The sequence below is a fragment of the Streptomyces diversicolor genome (genome assembly GCF_057537855.1).
In genome coordinates this window covers 118128-143369 of the sequence record NZ_BAAJXA010000006.1, presented here as the reverse complement: position 1 = coordinate 143369, position 25242 = coordinate 118128, and the positions used below count along the sequence as shown (strand labels likewise).

The window sequence follows — 25242 nt, the reverse complement described above, 5'->3', positions numbered from 1 at the left end:
CGCCTGTCCCCGGGCCGGTCGGTGCGCCGGTCAGTGCGCCGTCCAGCCGCCGTCGAGGACCAGCGAGGTGCCGGTGACGAAGGCGGCGTGCGGGCCGCAGAGGTAGGCGACCGCCTCGGCCACCTCCTCCGGTTCGATGAGCCGCTTGACGGCGCTGTCCTGGAGCAGCACCTCGGACAGCACGCGCTCCTCGGGGATGCCGTGGGCCCGTGCCTGGTCGGCGATCTGCTGCTCCACCAGGGGGGTGCGCACATAGCCGGGATTCACACAGTTCGAGGTGACACCGTGGCCGGCGCCCTCCAGGGCGGCCGTCTTGGACAGTCCCTCCAGCCCATGTTTGGCGGCCACATAGGCCGACTTGTAGGCGGAGGCGCGCAGGCCGTGGACGGAGGAGATGTTGACGATACGGCCCCAGCCCTGGCCGTACATGTGCGGCAGCGCGCCCCGGATGAGCCGGAACGGGGCCTCCAGCATCACGGTCAGCACGGTGTGGAACACCTCGGGCGGGAACTCCTCGATGGGGCGGACCAGCTGCAGCCCCGCGTTGTTGACCAGGATGTCGGTGCCGGCGGCGGCGTGTTCGGCGGCGTCGAGGTCGGTCAGGTCAAGGACCTGCGGTTCGATCGTGCCCGCCGACGCACGGGCCCGCTCGGCCAGCGCGTCCAGACCGGTCGCGTCCCGGTCGACGGCGCGCACCTTGGCGCCGGCGGCGGCGAGTCGCACCGCGCAGGCGCCGCCGATGCCGCCCGCCGCCCCGGTGACGAGGGCGGTGCGGCCGGACAGGTCGAGCGAGGGGGTGTGCGGGCCGGGCAGGGCGCTGGGCGAGGTCATGTCTCGACCCTAAGCAGCACCCCGACCCGACCACATGTGGTCACACCCCATACTTCACTGGAAACTCGTAGGGACAAACCATGTGGGTTCATCGGACAGGGCCTGCTTGATCCGGAACAGCTGGCGTTCGTGCATCGTCGGCATGGCGTCCACCTCGAACCATCCGACCTCCAGGGACTCGTCGTCGTTGACGCGTGCCTCGCCGCCGACGGCCCGGCAGCGGAAGGTGATGTCCATGAACTGGCAGATGTCGCCGTTGCCGTAGGTGACCACGTCGCCCGAGTTCACCATCACGATCCGTTCCGGGACGCACCGTACGGCCGTCTCCTCGTACACCTCCCGGGCGGCGCAGTCGGCCGGCTGCTCGCCGGGGTCCGGGATGCCGGAGGGCACCGCCCACTTGTGGTTGTCCGCGCGCCGGCCGAGCAGCACCCGGCCGCGGTCGTCGAGGACGACGGCGCTGACGCCCGGAAGCCACAGCAGCTGGTGGCCCGCCGAGTTCCGGATGGTACGGATGAAGTCAGGAGTACCCATGGACCCGACCCTAACGGGCCCGTCGGCCTTCCTCCCGCGCGCGCGAGGTGCGCGCACCGGCCCCGATCGCCCAGCCGAAACCACCCGCGGCGACCAGCACCAGGGCCATCTCGGGCAGGATGCCCAGCCGGGTGGCGGGGGTCTGCGAGGAGCGCAGCGGGATCTTCTGGACCAGGTGGCCGGCCACGAACATGCCGGTCCTCTGGGTGATCTTCCCGTCCGGCATGATGATCGCGCTGACGCCGCTGGTCACGGGCACGGTCACGGTCCGGCTGTGTTCGACGGCGCGGACCCGGGACATGGCGAGCTGCTGGTAGGTCATCTCGCTGCGGTCGAAGGTCGCGTTGTTGCTCGGCACGGAGATCATCTGCGCGCCGTGGGTGACGGTGTCCCGCACGGCCCAGTCGAAGGCCGCCTCGTAGCAGGTCGCGAGGCCGACCCGGGTGCCGCCGATGTCGAAGACGCCGGGCCTTGTGCCCCGGCTGAAGTCCTGGCTGACCATGGTCGTCCAGCTGTCGTTGACGGCGCCGAGGAGCGAGCGCAGCGGCAGGTACTCGCCGAACGGCTGGATCTGCCGCTTGTCGTACGTCTGGGTGGGCCCCTTGACCGGGTCCCACAGGATCTGCTCGTTGAACACGCTGCCGTCGCGGGCGACGACCCCGCCGACCGAGATGGGCACGCCGACCGCCTTGACCGCGTCCTCGATGACGAGGGCCGCGTCGGGATTGCCGAAGGGGTCGATGTCGGAGGAGTTCTCCGGCCACAGCACGAAGTCGGGCCGGGCTACCTTGCCCGCCTTGACGTCGGCGGCCAGCTTCCTGGTCTCGCGCGCGTGGTAGTCGAGCACGGCGCGCCGCTGGGCGTTGAACTCCAGGCCGGAGCGCGGCACGTTGCCCTGGACGACCGCGACGGTCACCGTGCCGTCCTCGGCCTTGTCGCTGACCAGTGTCCGGGCGGCCAGCGCCCCCGCCACCGGTACGGCCACGCTCAGCAGGGCCGCGGCGGCGGTCCCGCTGCGCACGGCACGGGTGCGCCGGCCCTCGGCCGCCACGCGCGCGGCCTCGTACAGACCGAATCCGCACAGGACGACGGCGAAGCCGAGCACGGGGGTGCCGCCGACGGCGGCGAGCGGCAGGAAGACGCCGTCCGCCTGGCCGAACGCGATCTTGCCCCAGGGGAAGCCGTGGAACGGTACGCGCGCGCGTACCGCCTCGCCCGTCACCCAGACGGCCGCCGCCCACACCGGCCAGGCGGGCAGCTTCGAGACCGCCGCGACACCGAGCCCGACCAGTGCGATGAAGACCGCCTCCACGGCGGCCAGGGCGAGCCAGGGCCCGGGACCGACCTCGACACCGGTCCACACCAGCAGCGGCAGCAGGAAGCCGAGACCGAAGAGGTAGCCGAGGCAAAGGGCCGCCTTCCAGCGCCGGCCGCGCAGCACCCAGCCGAACCCGGCGAAGGCGGGCAGGGCGAGCCACCACAGTGTGCGCGGCGGGAAGCTGACGTAGAGCAGCACTCCGCAGAGCGCCGAGACGGCGGCCGGGGCCAGACGCAGCAGTCGGGCGCCGCGCGTGGACCAGGGGCGCGCCCGGACCTGGTCCGGCTGGTCCACGGATGGTGCGGTGACGGTCATCCCGGGAGTGTACGGCGGGTGACCTCGCGGCCGACAGCGCGGTCCATGGGGCGGCCCACGGCACCAGGGGTCATCTCGTGACGGGGGCGGCCCCGGGGGTCACGGCGGTTCGGTCGCGCCTGGCCGCGGCGGCGGTCTCAGTGGGCGGTACCGGGTGTGATGGCGCGCAGCCGGGCCTTGATCACCCTGACCGCCGACTCCGCGTTGTCCACGGTGATCGTGAACGTGTGGCCGTCCCACAGCCTCAGCACCACGCCCTCGCCGCGGCGCACCACGACCGCGGTCCCCTTCTCGGGCCGCCAGCGGTACCCCCAGCCGCCCCAGTGGCGCGGGGTGACGTGCGGGGCGAACTCGGCGCCCGCGACATGGCTGAGCGGGATGCGGCGGCGCGGCAGTCCGATGTGGCCGCAGCGCACTTCGAGGGATTCCTGGTCGAGCTTCAGGTCGACGTGCACGAACGCGAGGGTGCCGAAGAGGACCAGCAGCCCGGCGGCGATGCAGCCGACCACGGACATCACGAGCGCGGCGGTGCCCGAGGTCCAGGCGGAGTCCACGGCGAGTTCGATGCCGAGCGCCATGCAGGCCGCGCCGACGAGCGCGAGCAGCCACTGGACCCGGTTGGTGGCGCGGCCGGTCCACACCTCGGGGTGCGAGGCGTCGGCGGTGTCCTCGTCGTGGCGGTGGTCCTGCATGCCTACGAGGTTACTCAGGATTCGCTGCGCGGGTAGCGCGTTGCGCACAGTGAACCGCGCCGGGTTGCGGGGAGCGGCCCGCTGTGCGGCCCGGCCGCCGGGTGGTCAGCCGGCGGGGCTCGCGGCCAGGAGCAGGCGGCCCTCGGCGTAGTTCAGCGCGGGTGCCGGCAGCCCGCCCGCACGGCCGCTCAGCAGCACGGTCACGGTGCCGTCGGCCGGCGCGTCGGGTGCGGGCCGCTCGCCGATGCGGCGCAGCGTCTGGGCGGCGACCGCGCCGGCACTGCCGTGCAGGACCAGCGGCGGGGCGCCGGCGCGCCGCACGGCCGCGCGGATGCGTTCGGCGACCAGTTCGTAGTGGGTGCAGCCGAGGACGACGGTCGTCACGTCGTGCGGGGTCAGCGCGGCGGCCTCGGCGACGGCCGCGTCGATGGCGGCCTCGTCGGCGTGTTCGACCGCTTCGGCCAGTCCCCAGCACGGCACTTCGGCGACCGGTACGCCGTCGGCGAACTCCTCGATGAGCCCGCGCTGGTAGGGGCTGCCGGTGGTGGCGGGCGTGGCCCAGATCGCGACGGGGCCGCCGCCGGCCGCGGCCGGCTTGATCGCCGGTACGGTGCCGATCACCGGGATGCCGGGCTCCAGGCGGGCGCGCAGGGTGTCCAGCGCGTGCACGGTCGCCGTGTTGCAGCCGACGACCAGGGCGTCGGGGCGGTGCGCGGCGGCGGCCTCGGCCACGGCCAGGGCGCGCTCGGTGAGGTCCTGGGGGGTGCGCGGGCCCCACGGCATGCCGTCGGGGTCGAGGGAGAGGACGAGATCCGCGTCGGGCCGCAGACGCCGCACCGCGGCGGTGGCCGCCAGCAGGCCGATTCCGGAGTCCATGAGCGCGATCTTCACCCGGCCACGATAGACGATGGGTCCCGGCGGGCCCGCCCGGTGGGGCAGACTGCGCGGGTGAGTGCCCTCCTGTGGATCGCCGCCGTATCGCTCGCCGCCTGGCTGTGGCTGTTGCTGTGTCAGGGCGGCTTCTGGCGGACGGACGTCCGTCTGCCGCCGCGCCGGGACCCCGACGGCTGGCCGTCGGTCTGCGTCGTCGTGCCGGCCCGTGACGAGGCCGCGGTGCTGCCGTCGAGCCTGCCGTCCCTGCTGGCGCAGGACTACCCGGGGCGTGCCGAGGTCTTCCTGGTCGACGACGGCAGCACGGACGGCACCTCAGAGCTGGCCCGGGAACTGGCACGGCGGCACGGCGGGCTGCCGCTGACGGTGGACTCGCCCGGCGAGCCGCCCGCGGGCTGGACGGGCAAGCTGTGGGCGGTGCGCCACGGCATCTCGCTGGCACGCGCGCGTGAGCCCGAGTACCTGCTCCTGACCGATGCGGACATCGCGCACGCTCCGGACAGCCTGCGGCACCTGGTGGCGGCGGCGCGCACCGGCGGCTTCGACGTCGTCTCGCAGATGGCCCGGCTGCGCGTGGAGAGCCTGTGGGAGCGCTTGGTGGTGCCCGCCTTCGTGTACTTCTTCGCGCAGTTGTACCCGTTCCGCCGGATCGGGCGGCGCGGTGCGCGCACGGCGGCCGCGGCGGGCGGCTGTGTGCTGCTGCGTACGCAGACCGCACAGCGTGCGCGCATCCCCGATTCGATCCGGCACGCCGTCATCGACGACGTGGCGCTCGCGCGGGCCGTGAAGGGCGGCGGGGGGCACATCTGGCTGGGGCTCGCCGAGCGGGTGGACAGCGTGCGCCCCTATCCGCGGCTGCACGACCTGTGGCGGATGGTCTCGCGCAGCGCGTACGCGCAGCTGCGGCACAACCCGCTGCTGCTCCTCGGCACGGTCGCCGGGCTCGCGCTGGTGTATCTCGTGCCGCCCGTGGCGCTGGTCGTGGGCGCGGCGACGGGGAGTGCGGCCGCCGCGCTGACCGGTGCCCTGGCGTGGCTGGTGATGACGGGGACGTACGTCCCGATGCTCCGCTACTACCGGCTGCCGCCGTGGCTCGCCGTGTCGCTGCCCTTCACCGCGTTCCTGTACCTGCTGATGACGGTCGACTCGGCGGTGCAGCACCACCGGGGGCGCGGCGCGGCCTGGAAGGGCCGTACGTACGCGCGTCCCGGCGCCGTGCCCGACGAGGGCTGAGGGCGGGTCACTTGCGGCCGGGTGTCCAGTTCATGCCCCATCCGTAGGCGCGGTCGACGGTCCGCTGCGGGCTCACGCCGCGCTCAGGCACCAGGTACCGGGCCTCGCGCCGGACCACGAGGTCGGCGCCGGTGTTGGTGATCAGGGCGAGCGCACAGACCGTCGAGGGCACGGTGCACTCGTCGAGCGAGAACTCGACGGGTGCGCCGTGCTGGGGTCGCAGGGTGACGGTGGCGTGCAGGTCGGCGAAGGAGTCGGCGCCCTCGTAGATGGTCACGAAGACGAGGATGCGCCGGAAGTCCGGGGTGTGGTCGAGGTTGACGGTGAGGTTCTCGCCGCTCGCCGAGGCGCCGGTGCGGTCGTCGCCGTCGAGGTGGATGTAGGGGGGCCGGTGCAGCGATCCGAAGGCGTTGCCGAGGGCCTGGACGACTCCTTTGCGGCCGTCGGCGAGTTCGTACAGGGCGCACAGGTCGAGATCGAGGTCGGTGTGCGCGGCGCCGCGCCGGCGGCCCCATCCGGAGAACTGCTTGCGCACCTGCCAGTTGAGGTTGACCCGCAGGGCGCCGGACGTGCCGCCCTGTTTGGCCAGCGAGACGGAGGGTGCCGCCTTGGTGAGCGTGACCTTGCTGAGGCGTACGGGCGCGGCGGCCGGCGGCGGGGGCAGCGGGACCGGCGGGCCCAGGGGCGGCGGTGCGGCCGGCGGGGGCGGCGGTGCGGCCGGCGGGGGCGGCGGTGCGGTCGCCGCGGGCGGCGGGTTCTGCGGACGCGGCGGGGCCGCGGGCGGCGGTGTCGTCGAGGGGGCGGGCGGTGCGGTGCGCTGCGGCTCGTCCACGGTGATCCCGAAGTCCGTGGCCAGCCCCTCAAGTCCGCTGCTGTAGCCCTGGCCGACGGCGCGGAACTTCCAGCCGCCCTGGCGGCGGTAGAACTCGCCGAGCACGAAGGCGGTCTCGACGGTCGCGCCCGTGCTGTCGAAGCGGGCGACCGTGTCGCCCCGGGCGGCGTCCGTGACCGCGATGTACAGGTCGGGCACCCGGCCGAAGGGCCCGCCGTCCGCCGAGGCGGCGAGGACCACGCGCTCGACGGCCGGCTCCACGCGCGCGAGGTCCACGAAAACGGTGTCGGTCACTCTCCCCGAGGCATTGCGTTTGCCTTCGTGGCGGACCGCCCCGGAGGCGTGCGCGGGCTGGTTGTAGAAGACGAAGTCACCGTCCGAGCGGACCTTTCCCGCCACCAGCAGCAGGGCCGAGGCGTCCACGTCCGGGACCCCGGGTCCGGGCCGCCAGCCCAATTCGACCCGCAGCGCCGTCGTGGGCACCGGCGCATTCGATCCTTTCGGCATTGGCCTGTCCGCCATGTCCGCCCCCATCACCTGGTCGCCACCGGGTCGCGTCCCGGCCGTCGCTTGCCGTACTTTGCCCTCTTCGGTCATCCCTGCCCCGCCAACCTATTGCGCACGGCGGCGAACTCCCAGGAGCGGCGCGGAATCACCGCCGTCCAACCGCCGGTAACCTGCCGGGAACTCGGCCTTTACACGATTCAAACGCGGACCGCCGCCCCTTTTTGCCAACTTCGCTCGGATTGGGGATGCCGGGTCACCGCCGACACGGAAAACAACCCTCTTATCGGTCTCCCCAACCAGCACATCGTGGGCTTAACTTATGTGCCATGACCTCCCCCCGCTCCACTTATGGCGGCGGCTACTACTCCGCCTCCTTCCCGGACACTCCGATCTACGACTCGCTCGTGGCCGAGCGGGGCACCCCGCAGATCGCCCCGATCCGGGTTCCCGCGGCCTACGACACGCCGGGCAGCAACCTGCCCGCGCTGCCGTCGGCCCTGCCCGCGCTCCCCGCGGGACCCTCCCAGCCCGCACCCCACTACGGCTACCCGCAGGCGCCGCAGCCCGCTCCGTTGCAGCAGGCGCCCACGGCGTACATCCCGCAGCAGGCCACCGCCCCGCGCGGCTACCCCGGTCAGCAGCCCCCACAGCCGCGGCCGATGACGCAGGGCACCGGCTACGAGGCGATGCGCCCCGCGGCCCCGCGGCCCGCTCCGGCTCCCTACCAGGACCCGTACAACAACCAGCAGCAGTACCGCGGCTACTGACCGGTCCTCCCCGGCCGCCGGTGCCCGCTGGCACGATGACGGCATGGGGAACGCCACACTGCACTCGATCCACGTCCATCCGGTCAAGGCGTTCCGGGGCGTCGCGCCCCGGGAGGCCGCCGTGGAGCCCTGGGGGCTGGCCGGAGACCGGCGCTGGGCGCTGATCGACGACGGGGGAAAGGTCGTCACACAACGCGAGGAGCCGCGCCTCGCGCTGGCCGCCGCCGAGCCCGTGGCCGGCGGCGGCGTCCGGCTGTCCGCGGCCGGGAGGACGCCGCTGACGGTGCCGGTCCCGGCGCCCGGGGGCACGGTGACGGTGTCCGTCTTCGGCACCAAGGTGGAGGCCGTCCCCGCGGACTCCGCCGCGCACGCCTGGTGCGCCGGCTTCCTGGGGGCGGACGTCCGGCTGGTCCACCTGGACGACCCGGCCACGCGCCGCCCGATCGACCCGGACCACGCACTGCCCGGCGAGACGGTCAGCCTCGCCGACGGCTATCCGCTGCTCGTGACCACGCTCGCCTCCCTCGACGCCCTCAACTCGCTGGTGGCCCAGGGCGACCACGCACACGAGGGCCCGCTGCCCATGAACCGCTTCCGGCCGAGCGTGGTCGTGGCCGGCACCCGGCCCTGGGCCGAGGACGACTGGTCGGGCATCGCCATCGGCGAGGTGGTCTTCCGGGTCGCCAAGCCCTGCGGGCGGTGCGTCGTGACGACGACCGACCAGGGCACCGCCGCGCGCGGCGCGGAACCGCTGCGCACGCTGGCACGCCACCGCCGCATCGGCCGCGCGCTGGTCTTCGGCCAGAACCTGGTGCCCCGCTCGACCGGCACCATCCGGGTCGGCGACCCGGTGCGCATCCTCGCCTGAGCGCTCGGCGGGAAGGGCCGTGGCGTGCCGCCGGCCCACCGCGACGGGGCGGCCGGTCGGGCCGCGCGGCCGAGCCGCACGCTGATACATCCACGCGCCCCTTCAAGCCGTTCGGCCGGGCGCGGTTTCACGGTCTTCACGCCACTTGGGGAGCATGGTGCCGGGCGGGGACGTCGGGACGCCGCGCGCCGGGCCGGACGCCGAAACCCGGCGCCAGGACCCCCGCAGTCGCGCCGCCGGGCCGGACGCCGGATCCCGGCGCCGGGACCCCCGCAGTCGCGCCGCCGCCGGGCCGGGCCGCCTCCTGACGGGCGGTCCGCGGTGGCTCGATCCCGTCGTGCCGGGGAACTGGGCGCCGCCACCCGGTCGTTGCGATGGTGTGAGAAGTTCATGAGAGGTCTCGGTCGACGATGAGCAGGAGCGGAGGTGATTTCGCTCTCTCTTCGGCTGAGCCCGCGGATGAACGGCTCCGCAAGGGGTTATCACGGAGCGGGAAGGGGGTGCGGAAGGGTGCGGGCAATCAGCGGTCTGTGGCGCTGGCGGCACAACCCACTGCGCCGCACGACCGATCTGGCCGAGGCATGGCTGGCCCTCGGAGCGCTGCTGCTGATCGCGGTGGCCGCACCCGTGGCCGGCTCGCTCGCCGGCACCGCGGCGCAGGACGCCCTCCAGCGGTCGGTGCGGGCCCAGCAGCAGTCCCGGCATCTGATCACGGCGACCGTGGTGCGCAAGCTGGGCGACGCGATGCCGGAGCCCGACCCGGACACCCCCATGGGCCACGACCCGCGCAGCCGCGTCCTGGCCGAGTGGACCGCCCCGGACGGCACCAGGCTGCACGGCCCGGCCCACTCACGCCTGACCTCCCCGCACCCGGGCGACCACTTCACGCTGTGGACGGACGCGCACGGCCGCATGGTCGCCCGCCCGCTGGACTCCGCGACGGCGACGACCCACGCGGTGCTGGCCGGGTTCGGCGCGGCGCTGCTGACGGCGGGAGTGGTCGAGGGCGTCAGACGGACGGTCGTCTGGCGCATGGTCCGCCGCCGGTACGCGCGCTGGGACCAGGCATGGGATCGGGCGGGCCCGGACTGGGGCAAGGCAGGCACCGGCAGTTGACGGCCTGCCACCTCTGGTCATCCCACCGCCCGCGCGCACGCTACGGTGGACCGGCCGAGACACTCGGCGACGACCCGCGCGCGACGCGCCGCAGGGGCCGCGGCATCGGCCGTGCGTCCCGAGGCGAACGAGCCACGTACCACGAGGTGGGGGCACAGCAACGCCATGGCACAGGGCACGGTCCAGGTGACGCACACCGGCACATCGCGGTGGCGGCGCCGCACGGGTGAGTACGCTTCGCTCGCCGCCGCCCTGGAGGCCGCCGCCGACGGCGATGTCCTCACCGTCGCTCCCGGCACCTACCGGGAGAACCTGGTGATCCAGCGGGCGGTGACGCTGCGCGGCCCCGAGGGCTCGCCCGGCTCGGTGCGGATCGCCCCCGCCGACGGGGTGCCGCTGACGGTGCGCGCCTCGGCCGTGGTGCACGACCTGCTCGTGGAGGGTCAGGACGCCGCCGCGCCCGCGCTGCTCGTCGAGGAGGGCACACCCGAGCTGCGGGACGTGCGGGTCGTCACCCGGTCCGCCTCGGGCCTTGAGGTGCGCGGCACCGCCCGCCCGACCGTGCGGCGCTGCACCGTGGACAACCCCGCGGGCATCGGCATCGCCGTACTCGACGGCGGAGCCGGGGTGTTCGAGGACTGCGAGGTGGTGGCGGCCGGTCAGGCGGGCGTCGCGGTGCGCGGCGGCGCGCACCCCCGGCTGGAGCGCTGCCGGGTGCACCACGCCTCGGGCGTGGGCCTGACCGTGACGGGCGAGAACTCCGCGCTGGAAGCGGTGGGCTGCGAGGTCTACGAGGTGCGCGGGGCCGGTGCCCAGGTCACCGCGCGGGCCACGGCACACCTCACCGACTGCGATGTGCACCGCACGGCCGCGGACGGGGTCACACTCGACACGGACGCCGTGCTGACCCTCGCCGACTGCCGCATCCACGACATCCCGGAGAACGCGGTCGACCTGCGCTCCCGTTCGGTGCTCACGCTGACCCGGACGACGGTGCGGCAGTTCGGGCGCAACGGCCTGTCGGTGTGGGACCCGGGCACCCGCGTGGACGCCAACCAGTGCGAGATCTTCGACAGCACGGGCGACTACCCCGCGGTGTGGGTGAGCGACGGCGCGACCGCGGTGCTCGACTCCTGCCGGGTGCACGACGTGCCGGACGCCCTGTTCGTCCTGGACCGCGGCTCCCGCGCGGACGTGGTGGACAGCGACCTGACCCAGGTACGCAACACCGCCGTGTCGGTGAGCGACGGGGCGACCGCGCAGCTCGACGACTGCCGCATCCGGGAGGCCGCCACCGGCGCCTGGTTCCGCGACCACGGCAGCGGGGGCACCCTCAACAACTGCACCCTGGACGGCACCCAGACCGGTGTGATCGTCACCAAGGGCGCGGACCCCACGATCGAGCGGTGCACGGTGGACGGCCCCGCGGAGGCCGGCTTCTATGTGTCGGCCGGGGGCCGCGGCAGCTTCCTGGACTGCCGGGTGACGGGCAGCGGCGGCTACGGCTTCCATGTGATAGACGGCTGCCGTACGACGCTGAGGAAGTGCCGCACGGAGCGCTGTGCGCGCGGCGGCTACGAGTTCGCGGAGGCCGGCCCCGACGCGGCGGCCGGCACGGGCCCGGTCGTGGAGGACTGCACCAGCGACGAGAGCGGCGGCGGGCTCAGGCCGCCCGTGGCCCGGGAGACCGCCGTGCAGGCGACCGGTGCCTCCGCCGGGCTGCTGGGCTCGATCCCCGGGCAGCGCAGCGGCGAGCAGGAACCGCTGGTCGCCGCGGCGGAGCCGGAGCGGCCGGCCCGGACCTCCCAGGACGTGCTCGGTGAACTCGACGCCCTCGTCGGCCTGGACAGCGTCAAGCGCGAGGTCCGCGCGCTCACCGACATGATCGAGGTGGGCAGGCGCCGCCGTGCGGCGGGTCTGAAGGCGGCCTCGGTCAAGCGCCATCTGGTCTTCACCGGCTCCCCCGGCACCGGCAAGACCACGGTGGCCCGGCTCTACGGCGAAATCCTCGCCTCGCTCGGCGTGCTGGAGAAGGGGCACCTCGTCGAGGTGTCCCGGGTCGACCTGGTCGGCGAGCACATCGGGTCCACGGCGATCCGCACCCAGGAGGCATTCGAACGGGCGCGCGGCGGTGTGCTGTTCATCGACGAGGCGTACGCGCTCTCGCCGCAGGACGCCGGCCGGGACTTCGGCAAGGAGGCCATCGACACCCTGGTCAAGCTGATGGAGGACCACCGGGACGCGGTGGTGGTGATCGTCGCGGGCTACACGGCGGAGATGGAACGGTTCCTGACCGTCAACCCGGGTGTGGCCTCCCGCTTCTCCCGGACCATCACCTTCGGCGACTACGGGCCCGAGGAGTTGCTGCGGATCGTGGAGCAGCAGGCCGACGAGCACGAGTACCGGCTGGCGCAGGGCGCGTCGGAAGCGCTGCTGAAGTACTTCACGGTGCTTCCCAAAGGTGCCGCGTTCGGCAACGGCCGCACCGCCCGGCAGACGTTCGAGGCGATGGTGGAGCGGCACGCGAGCCGGGTCGCCCAGCTCACCGAGCCGAGCACGGACGACCTGACGCTGCTGTATCCGGAGGACCTGCCGGATCTGCCCTGAACGCCGGCGTACCCGGTCAGGCCGCCGGTTCGGGGCGCTGGCCGGGTACGTCAGGGCGCAGCCGGGCCAGCAGCCGCTCGCGTTCCTCGGCGAACGCCGGGTCGGCCTGGTAGTCGGAGTGGCCGAGGATGGGCGCGGGCAGCGGGTGGCGGGGGGTGCGGCCGTAGGCGAGGGGATCCTTCAGCGGGCCGCGGTCCACGTCCGGGCCGTGGTCTCCGGGCAGCCGCACCGGGCCGCCGATGGGGTCGGTGAGCCGGTAGAGGTTGCGCCAGCAGGCCACCTCACGGTGCAGGGAGCCGAGTTCGGCGGGGCCGAAGTAGGCGGGGAACCAGCGGCCGTACAGGCGCTCCAGCGGGGAGCCGTAGGTGAGCAGGGCGACCCGCGCCCGCACGGACGGCGTCAACTGCCAGGCCGCGGCCGCCGCGAGGACGCTGCCCTGGGAGTGCCCGGAGATCACCAGGCGTCCCCCGGTGTGCTGCGTCCAGGTCGCCATCCGCCAGGTCAGGTCGGGCACCGCGCGCTCGGCGTAGCAGGGCGGCGCGAAGGGGTGGGCGGCGCGTGGCCAGAAGGTGCCGACGTCCCACAGGATGCCGATGGTGCGCCGTGCGGAGGGGTCCTTGTAGGCGCGGCGTCCCCAGGTGACGAACAGGACGAAGCCCAGCCCGATCAGCCAGGAGCCCAGGGCCTGCGCGGTCTCGGCACCGCCCCGCACGACGGCGTAGGTGTGCGCGGCGGCGTCCCCGGGGGTCTTCCCGGTGTCCAGGCCGCCCACCAGGGCCGCGGCGCCGAGCAGCAGCGTGGTGGCGGAGACGACCGCGACGAGCAGGGGCGCCCGGTCGGTGAGCGCGGCCATCGCCCGGGTGCGCGCGATACGGCGGGTGGTGGCCGGGTCGGTGGGCTCCTTCGGGTAGTCGAGCCGCACGGTGGCGCGTTCCGCGGCGCTGAGCCGCCAGGTGCGCCAGGACAGCCAGCCGACCAGCGCCAGCAGTGCCACCAGGAGCGGCGGGATCACGGATGCCTGCCAGGTCAGCAGCACGGGCGGGCCGTCGATGGAGGAGCCGGTGCCGTCCAGCCAGTCGGCGACGCGCTGGGCGACGCCGCCCGTCATCACGCCGCCCAGCGCACAGGCCAGCAGGGCGACGGCGGGCCCGCCCAGTCCGCGCATGGCGGCCCGCCGGCCGTCGGGCCCTGGGCCGGCGGGCGGGGTGCGGTGCAGCAGATGGGCGACCACGGCGATGACGACCACCAGCAGGCCCTGCGCCAGCGCGATGACGCCGAAGGTGGTGTCCTGCGAGAGCCGTCCGGCCGACTGCCAGCCCGGCCGGGACCAGCCCGCGTAGGGCAGTGCGAGGCCGAGCAGGACCAGGGCGGCCAGCGGCAGCCGGCGTACCAGGTGTGCGTCGAGTTCCTGGTCCAGGCGGTTCTCGCTGCGGCCGCGGCGGCACACCACCCAGAGCACGGCCGCCGCCGTGCCGCACAGCGCGGCGATCAGCAGCAGGCCGAGGGTGTCGAGGACGTCGGAGCCGCCCGGCCCGCGGTCGAAGCGGGCTGCGGGGGCGACGACCGCCGCCGCCACCGTCAGCAGGCCCGCGGCGGTGTGGGCGGCGCGCAGCCGGGCCACCAGCCGGCGCCCGTACCAGAAGCCGGGGCTGCCGAGCGCGGTGGGTCCGATCTGCTCGTCCGGCTCGGGGCGGTGCGGCAGCGGCGGCTGGGACTCGTAGGCGCTCCAGGTGCGCCGTGACAGGTACCAGAGCAGATAGGTCAGGGCGGCCGGCACCAGGGCGGCCAGCGCGAGCCGGCGCCCGGGCAGGCTCCACCAGCCGTCGCCGGAGGCCGCGGGCGAGAGGAAACCCAGCCAGGAGTGGCGCGCGGCGCACGCCTCGACGCCGGCGCACTGCCAGGCCACGAGGTCCAGGGCGACCTCGCAGGCCGCCGCCACCAGCAGCACCGTGAGGGTGAGGCCGGCGAGCCGCACCAGCAGCCCGTACAGCCGTACCGTCCGCCGGTGGCCGCGGGTGGCGGGCCGCATCCAGTGGGCGAGGTTGACGACCATGAAGGGCAGCAGCAGGAGCCACAGGGCGCGGGCGCTGTTGCCCGAGGTGAGGTTGCACCAGACGTATGCCTCGGGGACCGGTGTGTCCCGGTACTCCTCGGGCCGGTCCTCCGCGTCCGCGTCCGCGGCGCGGCGGAAGACGGCGGCCGTGTCGTCACCGGTGATCCGCACCGTGCACGGATCGTCGAGCATCTCCTCGGGTGTGGTGCCACCCACTCCGTGGACGAGGAGTTCCAGGTCGACCGGGGCCGTCCCGGGCCGCTCCTCGGGGCCGTCCGTGCCGTCCGTGCCGTCCGTCGCGGTCTGCTGCTGCGCACGCTCCACTGTTCTGGCTCTTCCCCCATGACGCGCCGACGGCTTGTGTCCGTGCGGCGTCCAGGATCTCTCCGCTGCGGGTGCCGCGTACACCTCTCGTCACCGAATCTCCCCGATCCGGGTGCCCTCCGGTGGAACGGACGGTGTCCGAAGGGTGGGTACGCGTCGGTGCGGGTGGTGGCGCAACGGGGAGCGACCCGTGGCAGGATGGGACGTCCGCGCACCGAAGGCGCGAGGGAACATCCTGGTCGGAGCGGGTGCGACGGGCGTGTCGGGCGGCTGAGGCGAAAGGACCGGAGCGTACGTGAGCGAGAATCAGAACCTCCTCGCGGAGCAGCGCCGCGCCCTGATCCTGGACGAGGTCCGGCGCCGCGGCGGCGTCCGGGTCAACGAACTGACGCGCAGGCTCGGCGTGTCCGACATGACCGTGCGCCGCGACCTGGACGCGCTGGCCCGCCAGGGGGTCCTGGAGAAGGTGCACGGCGGTGCGGTGCCGGTCGTCGAGGCGAGCACGCACGAGCCGGGTTTCGAAGCCAAGTCGGGGCTGGAGCTGAGCGCCAAGGAGGACATCGCGCGGGCCGCCGCCGAGCTGGTCGGGCCGGGCTCCGCGATCGCCCTGTCGGGCGGGACGACGACCTATGCGCTGGCGCACCAGCTCCTCGAAGTGCCGGATCTGACGGTGGTGACCAACTCGGTGCGGGTCGCGGACGTCTTCCATGCCGCCCAGCGCACCTCGGGGCAGCGGGTGGGCGCGGCGACGGTCGTGCTGACCGGTGGGGTGCGCACCCCGTCCGACTCGCTGGTGGGGCCGGTGGCCGACCAGGCGATCGCCACGCTCCACTTCGATCTGCTGTTCCTCGGTGTGCACGGGATATCGGTCGAGGCCGGCCTGTCGACGCCGAACCTCGCGGAGGCCGAGACCAACCGGCGGCTGGTGCAGTCGGCGCGGCGGGTGGTGGTGGTCGCGGACCATACCAAGTGGGGGACGGTGGGCCTGAGTTCGTTCGCGGCCCTGGAGCAGGTCGACACGCTGGTCACCGACGCGGGGCTGCCGGCGGCGGCGCGTGCGGAGATCTCCGAGCACTTGCGCCGGCTGGTGGTGGCGGGGGCCCCGGCCGAGGACACCGCAGACAACTGACGCGCCGTCAGCTAGCCTGGTCGGGTCAGCAGCGCCACCTGCCCATTGTTCCAAGGGATTTCGCGAGGAGATTCGCGGCCATGGCTCACGGTCTGCGCCCGGTGGGGATCGACTTCGTCAAAACGGCCCCGGTACGCCTGGAGTTCACGCACGAGATGGCCGCGGCGCCGGGCGCCGTGTTCCGGGCGCTCGCCGAGGACGTGTCCGGCTGGCCGCAGTGGTTCTCGGCGGTGACGTCCGCCCGGGCGACCGAGGGCGGGCGGGAGATCCGGCTGCGGGGCGGCACGCGGTTCCAGGAGTCGGTGATCGCGGCGCGGGCTTTCGAGGTGTACGCGTACCGCGTCGACGTGACGAACACGCCGGGCGCCCGCGCCTGGGTCGAGCAGTGGCGGCTCGCCCCGGCGGGCACCGGCACCCTCGTGCGGATGACGTTCGCCCTCGACGGGACGGGAATCTTCCGCGCCGTCGCCCGGCTGGCCCGCCCCGGCGTCGGCCGCGCGCTCCGCACCGCGGTCACCGCGCTGGACCACCGCCTGACCCACCGAAGCCCTCCGGACCCCACCCCCGCGTAGGCACCGCTCCGTGACCGAACTCCGCTGGGCACCGCCCCGGTTGGCCGGGCCCCCGGCGCCGTGCCCCGCACCCGCCCACCGAACGAGCGGAGCCGCGCCACAGACCGAATCCGCCTGACCCGCGCCCTGGCGGGACCGCGTCCAGCGGCGGGTCCGCGTCCAGCGGCACCGTCCGCGTCGAGAACGACCCCACGGACGGCGGCGGCCGTCACGATCTGACGGACGGCGACCGTACGCGCCCGGTGGCCGACGCTCCTGCCGCCGCGCGCGCGGCCTTCCGCGGGCAGGAAACCGGCGGCGCACCGTCACGCTGCGGGTCCCGGGGCCAGGAGAACGCGGCCCAGGACCACCGGATCAGGGCCACGGCCGGGGCCGCGGCGGTGCTCCGCTGCCTGCGCCGGGGCTCAGCGCGGCCATGCTCCCGTCGTCAGCAGGGTGTCGATCGCGGATGTGTACGGTCCGATGTCCAGGCCCTGCTCGCGCAGCCAGGTGTCCGAGTAGTACTTGTCGAGGTAGCGGTCCCCCGGGTCGCACAGCAGGGTGACCACGCTTCCGGTGCTCCCCTCGGCGACCATCTCGGAGACGATCTTGAGCGCGCTCCACAGGCCGGTGCCCGTCGAGCCGCCCGCCTTGCGGCCGATGACCCGGTCAAGGGCCCGTACGGCGGCGACGCTGGCCGCGTCCGGGACCTTCATCATGCGGTCGATGGCGCCGGGCACGAAGCTCGGCTCCATGCGGGGCCGGCCGATGCCCTCGATGCGCGAGCCGCAGTCGCAGGTGACGTCCGGATCGCCGGTGGTCCAGCCCTCGAAGAAGCACGAGTTCTCCGGGTCGGCGACGCAGACGCGGGTGTCGTACTGCATGTAGTGCACATAGCGCGCGATCGTCGCCGAGGTGCCGCCCGTGCCCGCGGTGGCCACGATCCACGCCGGCTCCGGGAACCGCTCCAGCTCCAGCTGCCGGAAGATCGATTCGGCGATGTTGTTGTTGCCGCGCCAGTCCGTGGCCCGCTCGGCGTAGGTGAACTGGTCCATGTAGTGACCGCCGGTCTCCACCGCGAGCCGGGCCGACTCCTCGTACATCTTCCGTGAGTCGTCGACGAAGTGGCACTGCCCGCCGTGGAACTCGATGAGGCGGCACTTCTCGGCGCTGGTCGTGCGGGGCATGACCGCGATGAAGGGCACGCCGATCAGCTTGGCGAAGTACGCCTCGGACACGGCCGTCGAACCGCTGGACGCCTCGATCACCGGCCGGCCGGGCCGGATCCAGCCGTTGCACAGGCCGTACAGGAACAGCGAGCGCGCCAGCCGGTGCTTGAGACTGCCGGTGGGGTGGGTCGACTCGTCCTTCAGATAGAGGTCGATGCCCCAGCCCTCGGGCAGCGGGAAGCGCAGCAGATGGGTGTCGGCGGAGCGGTTGGCGTCGGCCTGGACCTTGCGGACGGCCTCCTTCAGCCAGGCGCGGTAGGCGGCGTCGCTGCGGTCGGCGTCCAGGGTCTCGCCGGTCCGGGTCTGCGGGGTGGTGCTCACGACGTGGCTCCTTACACTGCGTGCCGCCGACGCCCACGGCGTCCGGCCCCTCGCATCATAAGCAGCCCGCGCACCGCTTCCCACCTGCATAAACAGCCCTTTGGGCAGCTCAAAGGCGGCCGGGGGGTGGTGCGGCCGTCTCGCTGGGGGCGCATGGCGCGCCCGTGCTCCGTGCGCGCCCCCCGTGGGGACTTCGCGCACTGGTGCTCGGCGCCGGGTGCGGGCAGACTGCTCGGGGTGCGGGGGCCGCACCCCGCGCGAAGGCGCACAATGGATCACGGAACGAGCCGGACGACAGCGGTCCCGCCCGGGGCGGGGTCCCGGTCCGGCGGGCGAGAGACGCGAGGGGGCGGGGAAGGATGGCGGAGCCGGAGTTCACGGCCACGGGCGTGCGGATAGACAAGCGGCTGCGGTCGCTCACCCGGGCCGGGCAGGTGCGGATCAGCGACGGCCGGGTGGAACTGCTCACCAGCTACGGCAGCGAGATCGACAGCGCGCCGGTCCAGGCGGTGCGCGCCTCCAAGCCCTGGTTCGCCCCGGACGACCGGGCGCTTGCCGACATCAACGGCCACCGGTACGTGCTGACGCTGGGCGACGAGGACCCCGCGCCCGGCCGCTCCGGGCCGCCCGCGGCGCGCCGGTTCATCGAGGCGGTGCGCCGGGCCGCGGGCCGCGGGGACTGAGTCACGGCGAGTTGCGCACTTCTGTGTCCTGGGTCACTCTGGTCTCACGTCACTCTGGGTTTACCGGCGATAACGCTGTGAACCAGCCCGCCGGACATGACAGCAGGCGACCGTGGAGGCGGGCCGCTCGCTGGATCCGTACTCCGTGTTCTTCCGGACCTCATGTCGGGGAGTCGCAGCCGTGATCAGTCACCCAAGCAGGCACTGCACGGTGGAGCTGCAAGCCCTGCCGTCGCGGATCGGCCAGATCCGCAGAATCGTATCTGCGCAGTTGCGCTACTGGCATCTGGACCCGTTGATCGACCGGGCGGCGCTCGGTGTCACGGAGTTGTTGACCAACGTCCACCAGCACGCCCGGCCCGACAAGTCGTGCACCGTGGAGATCGAGCTGCTGCCCGACCGGCTCACGGTCTCCGTGCGCGACCACGATCCGCGGCTGCCCGTGGCGGCCGACCTCAAGGACGTCGCACCGCTGGACACCTCGGGGCGCGGCCTCGCCATGGTGGCCGCGCTGAGCGAGAGCTGGGGCGCGCGACCGGACGGCGACGAGGGGAAGGTCGTGTGGTTCACGCTCCCGGCGCGCGCGGAGGCGAAACCGCAGCGGGCGGGCGCTCCGCGCGGCACGGCCCGGGAACGGCCCGCCCCCCGACCCGCGGAGGTCGAACCCGTCGGCTGCGCGCCCGCCGCCGCGCCACGTGCTCCCGCCCGGTCGGCCGTTGCCGGCTGACCGGGCGGTGACCTCCCTCTGGCCCGTCACTCGGCGGCGATGGCCCGCAGCACGTCCAGGCGGGCCGCCCGCCGGGCCGGACGCAGTCCCGCGAGCCCTCCGGCGGCCAGGCCCACCAGCGCGACCACCGCGAGCCGCCCCGGCGCGAGCGCGAAGGCGAAGGAACTGCCGCTCGCGCCGTCCGCCGCCCGCACCAGCACCCAGCCGAGGAACGCGCCGAGGCCGAGCCCGCCGACCGTGCCGAAGGCGGCGACCAGGACCGACTCCCAGCGGACCATGGCCCGCAGCTGCGGCCGGGTCTGGCCCACGGCCCTGAGCAGGCCCAGCTCGCGGGTGCGTTCGTGGACGGCGAGCGTCAGGGTGTTGGCGATGCCGAGCAGGGCGATGAACACCGCGAGCGCGAGCAGCGCGTAGACGAGCGTCAGCATCATGTCGATGCCGCCGGCCGACGACCGCGCGTACTCCTCGCGGGTCTGCACCTGGGGATCACCGTACCGCGCGGCGGCCCTCACCACCGCGGCCCTCCCGGTGTCCGCGCTCACGCCGTCCTTGAAGGACACCGCGACCAGGCGGTCGGAGTCCTGGGTGCGGTGCGGCGCCCACGCCGCCCGGGTGATCACATAGTCGCCGGCGAGTTCCGAACGGCCGTAGAGCGCGCGCACGGTGAAGTCCGCCCGGGTGCCGTCGGCGAAGGCGAGCCGGGCGGTGCCGCCCAGGGCCAGACCCTGCCGGTCGGCCTCCTTCCGGGTGACCGCGATGCCGTCGGCGCCGAGGCCGCGCAGCGATCCGCTGACCGTGCCGAGGTCGAAGGTGCGGGCGAGCGCGGCCGGGTCGGTGACGGTCAGCGCCCGTCCGCTGCCGTTCACTTCGGCCACGCCGCGGCCGAGCCCGACGGCGGTGCCGACCTCGGGCAGCCGTTGCAGCGCCGGGGCGAGCCCCGGGCTCAGCCCGCTGCCGCCCGCCCCGAACGACGGGGTGCTCACGGCGACATCACCCGCGAAGGACCGGGCCACGGTCTCGTCCATGGTGGCCTTCAGCGAGGCACCGAACACGGTGAACAGCGAGACCACGGCCACGCCGATCATCAGCGCGCTCGCGGTGGCGGCCGTCCGCCGCGGACTGCGCAGCGCGTTGCGCCGGGCGAGCGAGCCGGTGACGCCGCGCAGCCGGTGAAGGGGTACGCCGAGGACGCGTACGGCGGTGGTGGCGGCGACCGGTCCGAGCACCACGAACGACACCAGCGCCGCCGTCGCGCCGAGTCCGGCCGGCCACACCGACGGGGTGACCAGGACGCCGACGAGCGTCGTCGCGAGCGCCGACGCCGCGAGGAGAGCGCCGACGACCGCGCGCGGCCGGGAGGCCCCCGACGTGTCGACGGCACTCTCGCGCAGCGCGGCCAGCGGAGCGGTGCGCCCGGCCCGTACGGCGGGCAGCAGCGCGGAGCCGAGACAGACCACCACCCCGACCGCGAGCGGCAGCGTCAGCGACGTGGCCCTGACGACCAAGTCTCCTTCGGGGAAGGGGAATCCGATGGCCGGGAAGAGGGCCTGCAGCCCGGCGGCGATCCCGAGGCCGCCGGCGAGTCCGGCGAGGGATGCCAACGCGGCGACGGCGCCCGCTTCCACCAGGGTGGCCGCCGTGACCTGGCCGCGTGCGGCGCCCAGCGCTCGCAACAGGGCGTTCTCACGGGTGCGTTGGGCGACGACGATGGCGAAGGTGTTGTGGATGGAGAAGGTCGCCACGAGCAGGGCGACTGAGGAGAACACCAGCAGGAAGGTGGTGAACACACCGAGGAACTGACCGGAGATCATGTCGGTGTTCTCCTGCGCCGACGCCTGACCGGTGATGGCCTCGACTCCCTTGGGCAGCACGGGAGTCAGCCGGTCGACGAGTTCACGCTGGCTCACCCCGGGCCCGGCCCGCACCTGGATGCTCGCCGCCTTGCCCGGCTGTGCGGTGAGGTACTTCTCGGCGTCCGCCTGTGTCATGCCGGTGAACGTCACCTGCGCCATGCCGTCCGCGCCGCCGAAGGTGGCGAGCCCGACGATCGTCACCCGGACCGGACCCGGGGTGCGCAGCGTCGTGGTGTCACCGATCTTCAGGCCGCCCTTGGCGGCGGCGCCCCGGTTGACGACCACCTCGCCGTGCCTCACCGGGAGCCGGCCCTCGGCGAGCCGGTAGGGGTTGAGCCGCGGGTCGGTGATCCAGTTGCCGGCGAGGGTGGGCGGGCCCTGGCCGCCGACGGGTCGGCCGTCGGCGCCGAGCAGTTGGCCCGCGCCCTGGATGCTGGGCGCGGCAGCCGCGACGCCGGGTACCCGTTCCAGGGTCGTGACCAGGGCCGTGTCGACGGGGCTGCGCACACCCTGGGCCTCGCCGGGCGTGGTGATGGCGTCGGCGCCCCGCACGACGGCGTCCGTGCCCGCGGTCGCGTCGCCGAACATCGAGCCGAAGCTCGCGCGCAGCGTGTCGCCCATGACCAGGGTGCCGGCGAGGAAGGCGACGCCGAGGAACACCGCGAGGAACGTGCCTGCGAAGCGGCGCGGGTGGGCGCGCAGCGAGGCGAGGCTCAGGCGTACGGAGCTGTTCACGACCGCACCTCGAAGGCCTTCATACGGTCCAGGACGGTGTCGGCGGTCGGCGAGGGCAGGCGGTCGACGAGGCGGCCGTCCGCGAGGAAGACGACCTCGTCGGCGTGGGCCGCGGCGACCGGGTCATGGGTGACCATGACGACCGTGCGGTCCATCTGCCGTACCGCGCGGCCGAGAAGGCCGAGGACTTCCGCGCCGGAGCGGGAGTCCAGGTTGCCGGTCGGCTCGTCGGCGAAGACGACGTCGGGGCGGCCGGCGAACGCCCGGGCGACGGCGACGCGTTGCTGCTGGCCGCCGGAGAGTTCGGCGGGGCGGTGGCGCAGCCGGTCGCGCAGCCCGACGACGTCGATGAGCGCGTCGATCCACTCCGGGTCGCCCCCGCCGCCCGCCAGGTCCAGCGGGAGGGTGATGTTCTCCGCGACGGTCAGTGTCGGCACCAGATTGAACGCCTGGAAGACGAACCCGACCCGGTCGCGGCGGAGCAGGGTGAGGCGGCGGTCGTCCAGGGCGCCGAGTTCGGTGCCGCCGATGAAGGCGGCGCCCGAAGTGAGCGTGTCGAGTCCGGCGGCGCAGTGCATCAGGGTGGATTTGCCGGAGCCCGAGGGTCCCATGATCGCGGTGAAGCGGCCGGCCGGGAAGTCGACGTCCACGCCGTCCAGGGCGCGTACGGCGGTGTCGCCGCGGCCGTAGACCTTGACGCCGCCCGCGACCCGCGCGGCGGTGCGAGCGGTGGTCGTGGCGGTCACGCGGCACCGTCCTTGCCCACGCGGCCGAACCGCTCGTCCAGGACGGAGAGCCGGCGCCAGTACTCGTCCTCGTCGATCTCGCCGGTGGCGAAGCGCCGGCCGAGGACCGTGATCGGCGAGTCGGCCGCCGGGCGTCCGGCGTCCGCGGGCCACCAGGGCGCGCCGCGCCCGCGCCGTACGGTGCGGCGCAGCACGGTCGCGGCGCCGATCACGACGGCCGCCCAGAACAGCGGGAAGAACAGGATCCACGGGCCGGGACCGCCGTCCCAGTTCGCCAGGGTGTGCATCTCGGGTCATCTCCTTCGCGCGAGCGAGTCGGGGGTGCTTCACAGACTCGCTCCGGGGAGGGACCCCGGTCGTCGTACGACCAGCGGCAGTACGGCTACCTCCCAGGGAGTACGCGGGATGGGAGCGGCTGCTTCCCGGGGTGCGCCCGACCGGGTGGTTGCCGCCCGCGGCACATGCGACAGCCGCCGCCCGGCGCCCCGCGCACCCACCGGAGGACGCCCTCTCCCGCCCCGCACCCCGCACCCCGCACCCCGCACCCCGCACCCCGCACCCCGCACCCCGCACCCCGCACCCCGCACCCCGCACCCACCGGCCTACGCCCGCCGCGGCCTGCACCCAGCACGCCACCGGCCGGCGGAGGCCGCACGGACGCTCCCCGGGGCCGGGCGCGAGGGCGGCCGACGGCGACGGTCCGCGCGAAGGGGTCGAGCGGTCCGTGGCGGACATCAGGGGCGGGCTCTCGCCGTCGACCGGCGGCCAGGGCCACAAGACGCCCGCCCGCGCCGGGAGGCCCGCGGGAGCGACGGACACCCGAAGGCGGGCCCTCGCCGCCCACCGGCGGGCAGAACCGGCAAGACGCGCGCCCCGCGCCGGGAGGACCCGCGGGACACAGATCCCCACCGGCGGCGCCGACCGCGCGGGAAACCGCCCGCGCCTGCGTCAGGTCGGCTCGGGCATCGTGGCGGACACCCGAAGGCGGGCCCTCGCCATCCAGCGGCGGGCCGGGCCCGAGGACGCACACCAGCACCGGGAGGCGGCTGCGGGGCGCGGCTGCCAACCGGTGGGGCCCGGTGCGCGGGAAGGGTGTCGCGCCTTGGTCAGGCTGGTTCGGGGAGGGCTGTCAGGGGGTCGTCCAGGACCGGTTGCCAGGCCAGTTCCGCCGCGCCGACCAGGCTGTTGTGGTCGAGGGTGCAGGGCAGGATCGGGACGCCGCCGCTCTGGCCCCACAGGCTGCGGTCGGCGACCACGGCGCGCAGCCGGTCCGGGTCGGCGTACAGGAGGGTGCGGTGCAGGCCGCCGAGGATGATCCGATCCGGGTTGAGGATGTTCACCAGACCCGCGAGGCCGAGCCCCAGACGGTCGATCAGCGCCTCGGCCGCGGCGCGGACGGCCGGGTCGGCGTAGTGGTTGCGGACGAGGTCGTCGGCCTGCTGGAGCAGGGACACCTCGGGGCCGGGGGTGCGGCCCGCCTCGACGAGCAGCGCCAGCGGATCCGCCTCCACATCGAGGCAGCCGCGGCTGCCGCAGTGGCAGGGGCGGCCCTCGGGGTTCACCGTGAGGTGGCCGACCTCCAGCGCCAGGCCCGAACTGCCCGTGTGCAGACGCCCGTCGAGGACCAGCGCACCGCCCACGCCGCGGTGGCCGGTGGCCACGCACAGCAGGTCGCGCGCGCCGCGGCCCGCGCCGTGCCGGTGCTCGGCGAGCGCGGCGAGGTTGACGTCGTTGGCCGCGAACGCCGGACCGGTGATCCCGGCGGCCCGCACGCACTGGGCGAAGATGCGGCGCACCGGTGCGCCCACCGGCCAGGCGAGGTGCAGCGGGTTGAGGGCAAGCCCGTCCGGTTCGGCCACCGCGGACGGCACGGCGAGCCCGGCGCCGACACAGCGGCGGCCCGTGGCCCGGAGCAGATCGGCGCCCGTCTCGACCACCGAGCGAAGCACCTTCGCCGGGTCGGCGGCGACGGTCCCGCAGCCCGGAGCGGTGGCCACGATCCGCCCGCCGAGGCCGACCAGCGCGGCCCGGAACCCGTCGGCGTGCACCTGCGCGGCGAGCGCCACGGGCCCGTCCTCGGCGACGGACAGCCGGTGCGAGGGACGGCCCTGGGAGCCGGCCGCCGCGGCCGGCCGGGGGTCGACCCGGATCAGGCCCAGCGCCTCCAGTTCGGCGGCCACCGCGCCGGCGGTCGCCCGGGTCACGCCCAGTTCGGCGGTGAGCACGGCCCGGGTCGGCGCCCGTCCGGTGTGCACGAGTTCCAACGCGGGTCCGAGCGCCCCGCGCCCGCGGTCCAGCCGCGTCCTTGAGGTGGTCCCTTCCCCCGCCGCCCGGGGGTCCGCCTTGCCACTCATGGGGCCGAGTCTCCCATGATCCCGAT

The 25242-nt window shown here is 74.4% G+C and carries 21 protein-coding genes; 9 read left to right on the top strand and 12 right to left on the bottom strand.

The genetic code is table 11. The features are described from left to right. Positions 1–30: 30 nt before the first annotated feature. From AC27LF_RS09045 to AC27LF_RS09025, 5 genes are all read right to left on the bottom strand, one after another. Complete coding sequence (locus tag AC27LF_RS09045; protein ID WP_479661467.1) at positions 31–831, bottom strand: 3-hydroxybutyrate dehydrogenase; 801 nt, start codon at positions 829–831, stop codon at positions 31–33. Positions 832–885: 54 nt separating this feature from the next. Further along, on the bottom strand, positions 886–1365 hold the full coding sequence (locus tag AC27LF_RS09040; protein ID WP_479661468.1) for an NUDIX hydrolase: 480 nt from the start codon (positions 1363–1365) through the stop codon (positions 886–888). A gap of 10 nt (positions 1366–1375) precedes the next feature. Beyond that, positions 1376–2998 (bottom strand): apolipoprotein N-acyltransferase, encoded by a 1623-nt coding sequence (lnt, locus tag AC27LF_RS09035; RefSeq protein ID WP_479661469.1) that lies wholly within the window; start codon positions 2996–2998, stop codon positions 1376–1378. Positions 2999–3135: 137 nt separating this feature from the next. Beyond that, positions 3136–3690, bottom strand: coding sequence for a hypothetical protein (locus tag AC27LF_RS09030; protein ID WP_479661470.1), 555 nt, complete (start codon positions 3688–3690; stop codon positions 3136–3138). Between the two features lie 105 nt (positions 3691–3795). Further along, positions 3796–4581, bottom strand: a complete 786-nt coding sequence (locus tag AC27LF_RS09025) for a glutamate racemase (RefSeq protein ID WP_479661471.1) — start codon at positions 4579–4581, stop codon at positions 3796–3798. 39 nt (positions 4582–4620) lie between these two features. Between AC27LF_RS09025 and AC27LF_RS09020 the strand changes: the two genes are divergently transcribed. Continuing rightward, on the top strand, positions 4621–5814 hold the full coding sequence (locus AC27LF_RS09020) for a glycosyltransferase (protein WP_479661472.1): 1194 nt from the start codon (positions 4621–4623) through the stop codon (positions 5812–5814). A gap of 7 nt (positions 5815–5821) precedes the next feature. Here the strand turns inward: AC27LF_RS09020 and AC27LF_RS09015 are convergent, their stop codons facing one another. Continuing rightward, entirely contained in the window at positions 5822–7153 is a 1332-nt protein-coding gene (locus AC27LF_RS09015) for a TerD family protein (protein ID WP_479661473.1), read from the bottom strand. 326 nt (positions 7154–7479) lie between these two features. On the opposite strand from AC27LF_RS09015, the gene AC27LF_RS09010 reads away from it, so the two are divergent. The 4 genes from AC27LF_RS09010 to AC27LF_RS08995 all read left to right on the top strand — a co-directional run bounded on the left by AC27LF_RS09010 (position 7480) and on the right by AC27LF_RS08995 (position 12511). After that, complete coding sequence (locus tag AC27LF_RS09010) at positions 7480–7920, top strand: DUF6643 family protein (protein ID WP_479661474.1); 441 nt, start codon at positions 7480–7482, stop codon at positions 7918–7920. Between the two features lie 43 nt (positions 7921–7963). Then, on the top strand, positions 7964–8788 hold the full coding sequence (locus tag AC27LF_RS09005) for an MOSC domain-containing protein (RefSeq protein ID WP_479661475.1): 825 nt from the start codon (positions 7964–7966) through the stop codon (positions 8786–8788). Between the two features lie 510 nt (positions 8789–9298). Beyond that, complete coding sequence (locus tag AC27LF_RS09000; protein ID WP_479661476.1) at positions 9299–9904, top strand: Rv1733c family protein; 606 nt, start codon at positions 9299–9301, stop codon at positions 9902–9904. Positions 9905–10069: 165 nt separating this feature from the next. Then, a complete protein-coding gene (locus AC27LF_RS08995; RefSeq protein ID WP_479661477.1) occupies positions 10070–12511 on the top strand; it encodes a right-handed parallel beta-helix repeat-containing protein in 2442 nt (813 codons plus the stop codon). A 16-nt stretch (positions 12512–12527) separates the two neighbouring features. Here the strand turns inward: AC27LF_RS08995 and AC27LF_RS08990 are convergent, their stop codons facing one another. Further along, a complete protein-coding gene (locus AC27LF_RS08990; protein WP_479661478.1) occupies positions 12528–14888 on the bottom strand; it encodes a hypothetical protein in 2361 nt (786 codons plus the stop codon). Between the two features lie 295 nt (positions 14889–15183). Here AC27LF_RS08990 and AC27LF_RS08985 point away from each other — a divergent pair, with 295 nt between their 5' ends. Continuing rightward, positions 15184–16017: a DeoR/GlpR family DNA-binding transcription regulator gene (locus tag AC27LF_RS08985; protein ID WP_479661479.1), complete on the top strand. Its 834-nt coding sequence runs from the start codon at positions 15184–15186 to the stop codon at positions 16015–16017. A gap of 80 nt (positions 16018–16097) precedes the next feature. After that, positions 16098–16589 carry an SRPBCC family protein gene (locus AC27LF_RS08980; protein WP_479661480.1) on the top strand — a complete coding sequence of 164 codons (492 nt, stop codon included), beginning with the start codon at positions 16098–16100 and terminating at the stop codon, positions 16587–16589. Between the two features lie 404 nt (positions 16590–16993). Here the strand turns inward: AC27LF_RS08980 and AC27LF_RS08975 are convergent, their stop codons facing one another. Next, the gene (locus AC27LF_RS08975) at positions 16994–18118 is read right to left on the bottom strand and encodes a PLP-dependent cysteine synthase family protein (RefSeq protein ID WP_404026670.1); all 1125 of its coding nucleotides are present in this window, start codon (positions 18116–18118) and stop codon (positions 16994–16996) included. Between the two features lie 359 nt (positions 18119–18477). Here AC27LF_RS08975 and AC27LF_RS08970 point away from each other — a divergent pair, with 359 nt between their 5' ends. Together AC27LF_RS08970 and AC27LF_RS08965 are read left to right on the top strand one after the other, a co-directional pair. After that, positions 18478–18801: a hypothetical protein gene (locus tag AC27LF_RS08970; RefSeq protein WP_479661481.1), complete on the top strand. Its 324-nt coding sequence runs from the start codon at positions 18478–18480 to the stop codon at positions 18799–18801. Positions 18802–18982: 181 nt separating this feature from the next. Further along, entirely contained in the window at positions 18983–19528 is a 546-nt protein-coding gene (locus AC27LF_RS08965) for an ATP-binding protein (RefSeq protein WP_479661482.1), read from the top strand. A 26-nt stretch (positions 19529–19554) separates the two neighbouring features. Here AC27LF_RS08965 and AC27LF_RS08960 read toward each other — a convergent pair whose 3' ends face one another. The 4 genes from AC27LF_RS08960 to AC27LF_RS08945 all read right to left on the bottom strand — a co-directional run bounded on the left by AC27LF_RS08960 (position 19555) and on the right by AC27LF_RS08945 (position 25216). Beyond that, entirely contained in the window at positions 19555–22116 is a 2562-nt protein-coding gene (locus AC27LF_RS08960; protein WP_479661483.1) for an ABC transporter permease, read from the bottom strand. Next, on the bottom strand, positions 22113–22862 hold the full coding sequence (locus AC27LF_RS08955; RefSeq protein WP_479661484.1) for an ABC transporter ATP-binding protein: 750 nt from the start codon (positions 22860–22862) through the stop codon (positions 22113–22115). Before AC27LF_RS08955 ends, AC27LF_RS08960 begins: the two co-directional genes overlap by 4 nt. Then, positions 22859–23149, bottom strand: coding sequence for an SHOCT domain-containing protein (locus AC27LF_RS08950; RefSeq protein ID WP_479661485.1), 291 nt, complete (start codon positions 23147–23149; stop codon positions 22859–22861). The genes AC27LF_RS08955 and AC27LF_RS08950 overlap by 4 nt, the downstream gene beginning before the upstream one ends. Positions 23150–23968: 819 nt before the next feature. Further along, positions 23969–25216, bottom strand: a complete 1248-nt coding sequence (locus AC27LF_RS08945; protein WP_479661486.1) for an ROK family protein — start codon at positions 25214–25216, stop codon at positions 23969–23971. Positions 25217–25242: the final 26 nt, after the last annotated feature.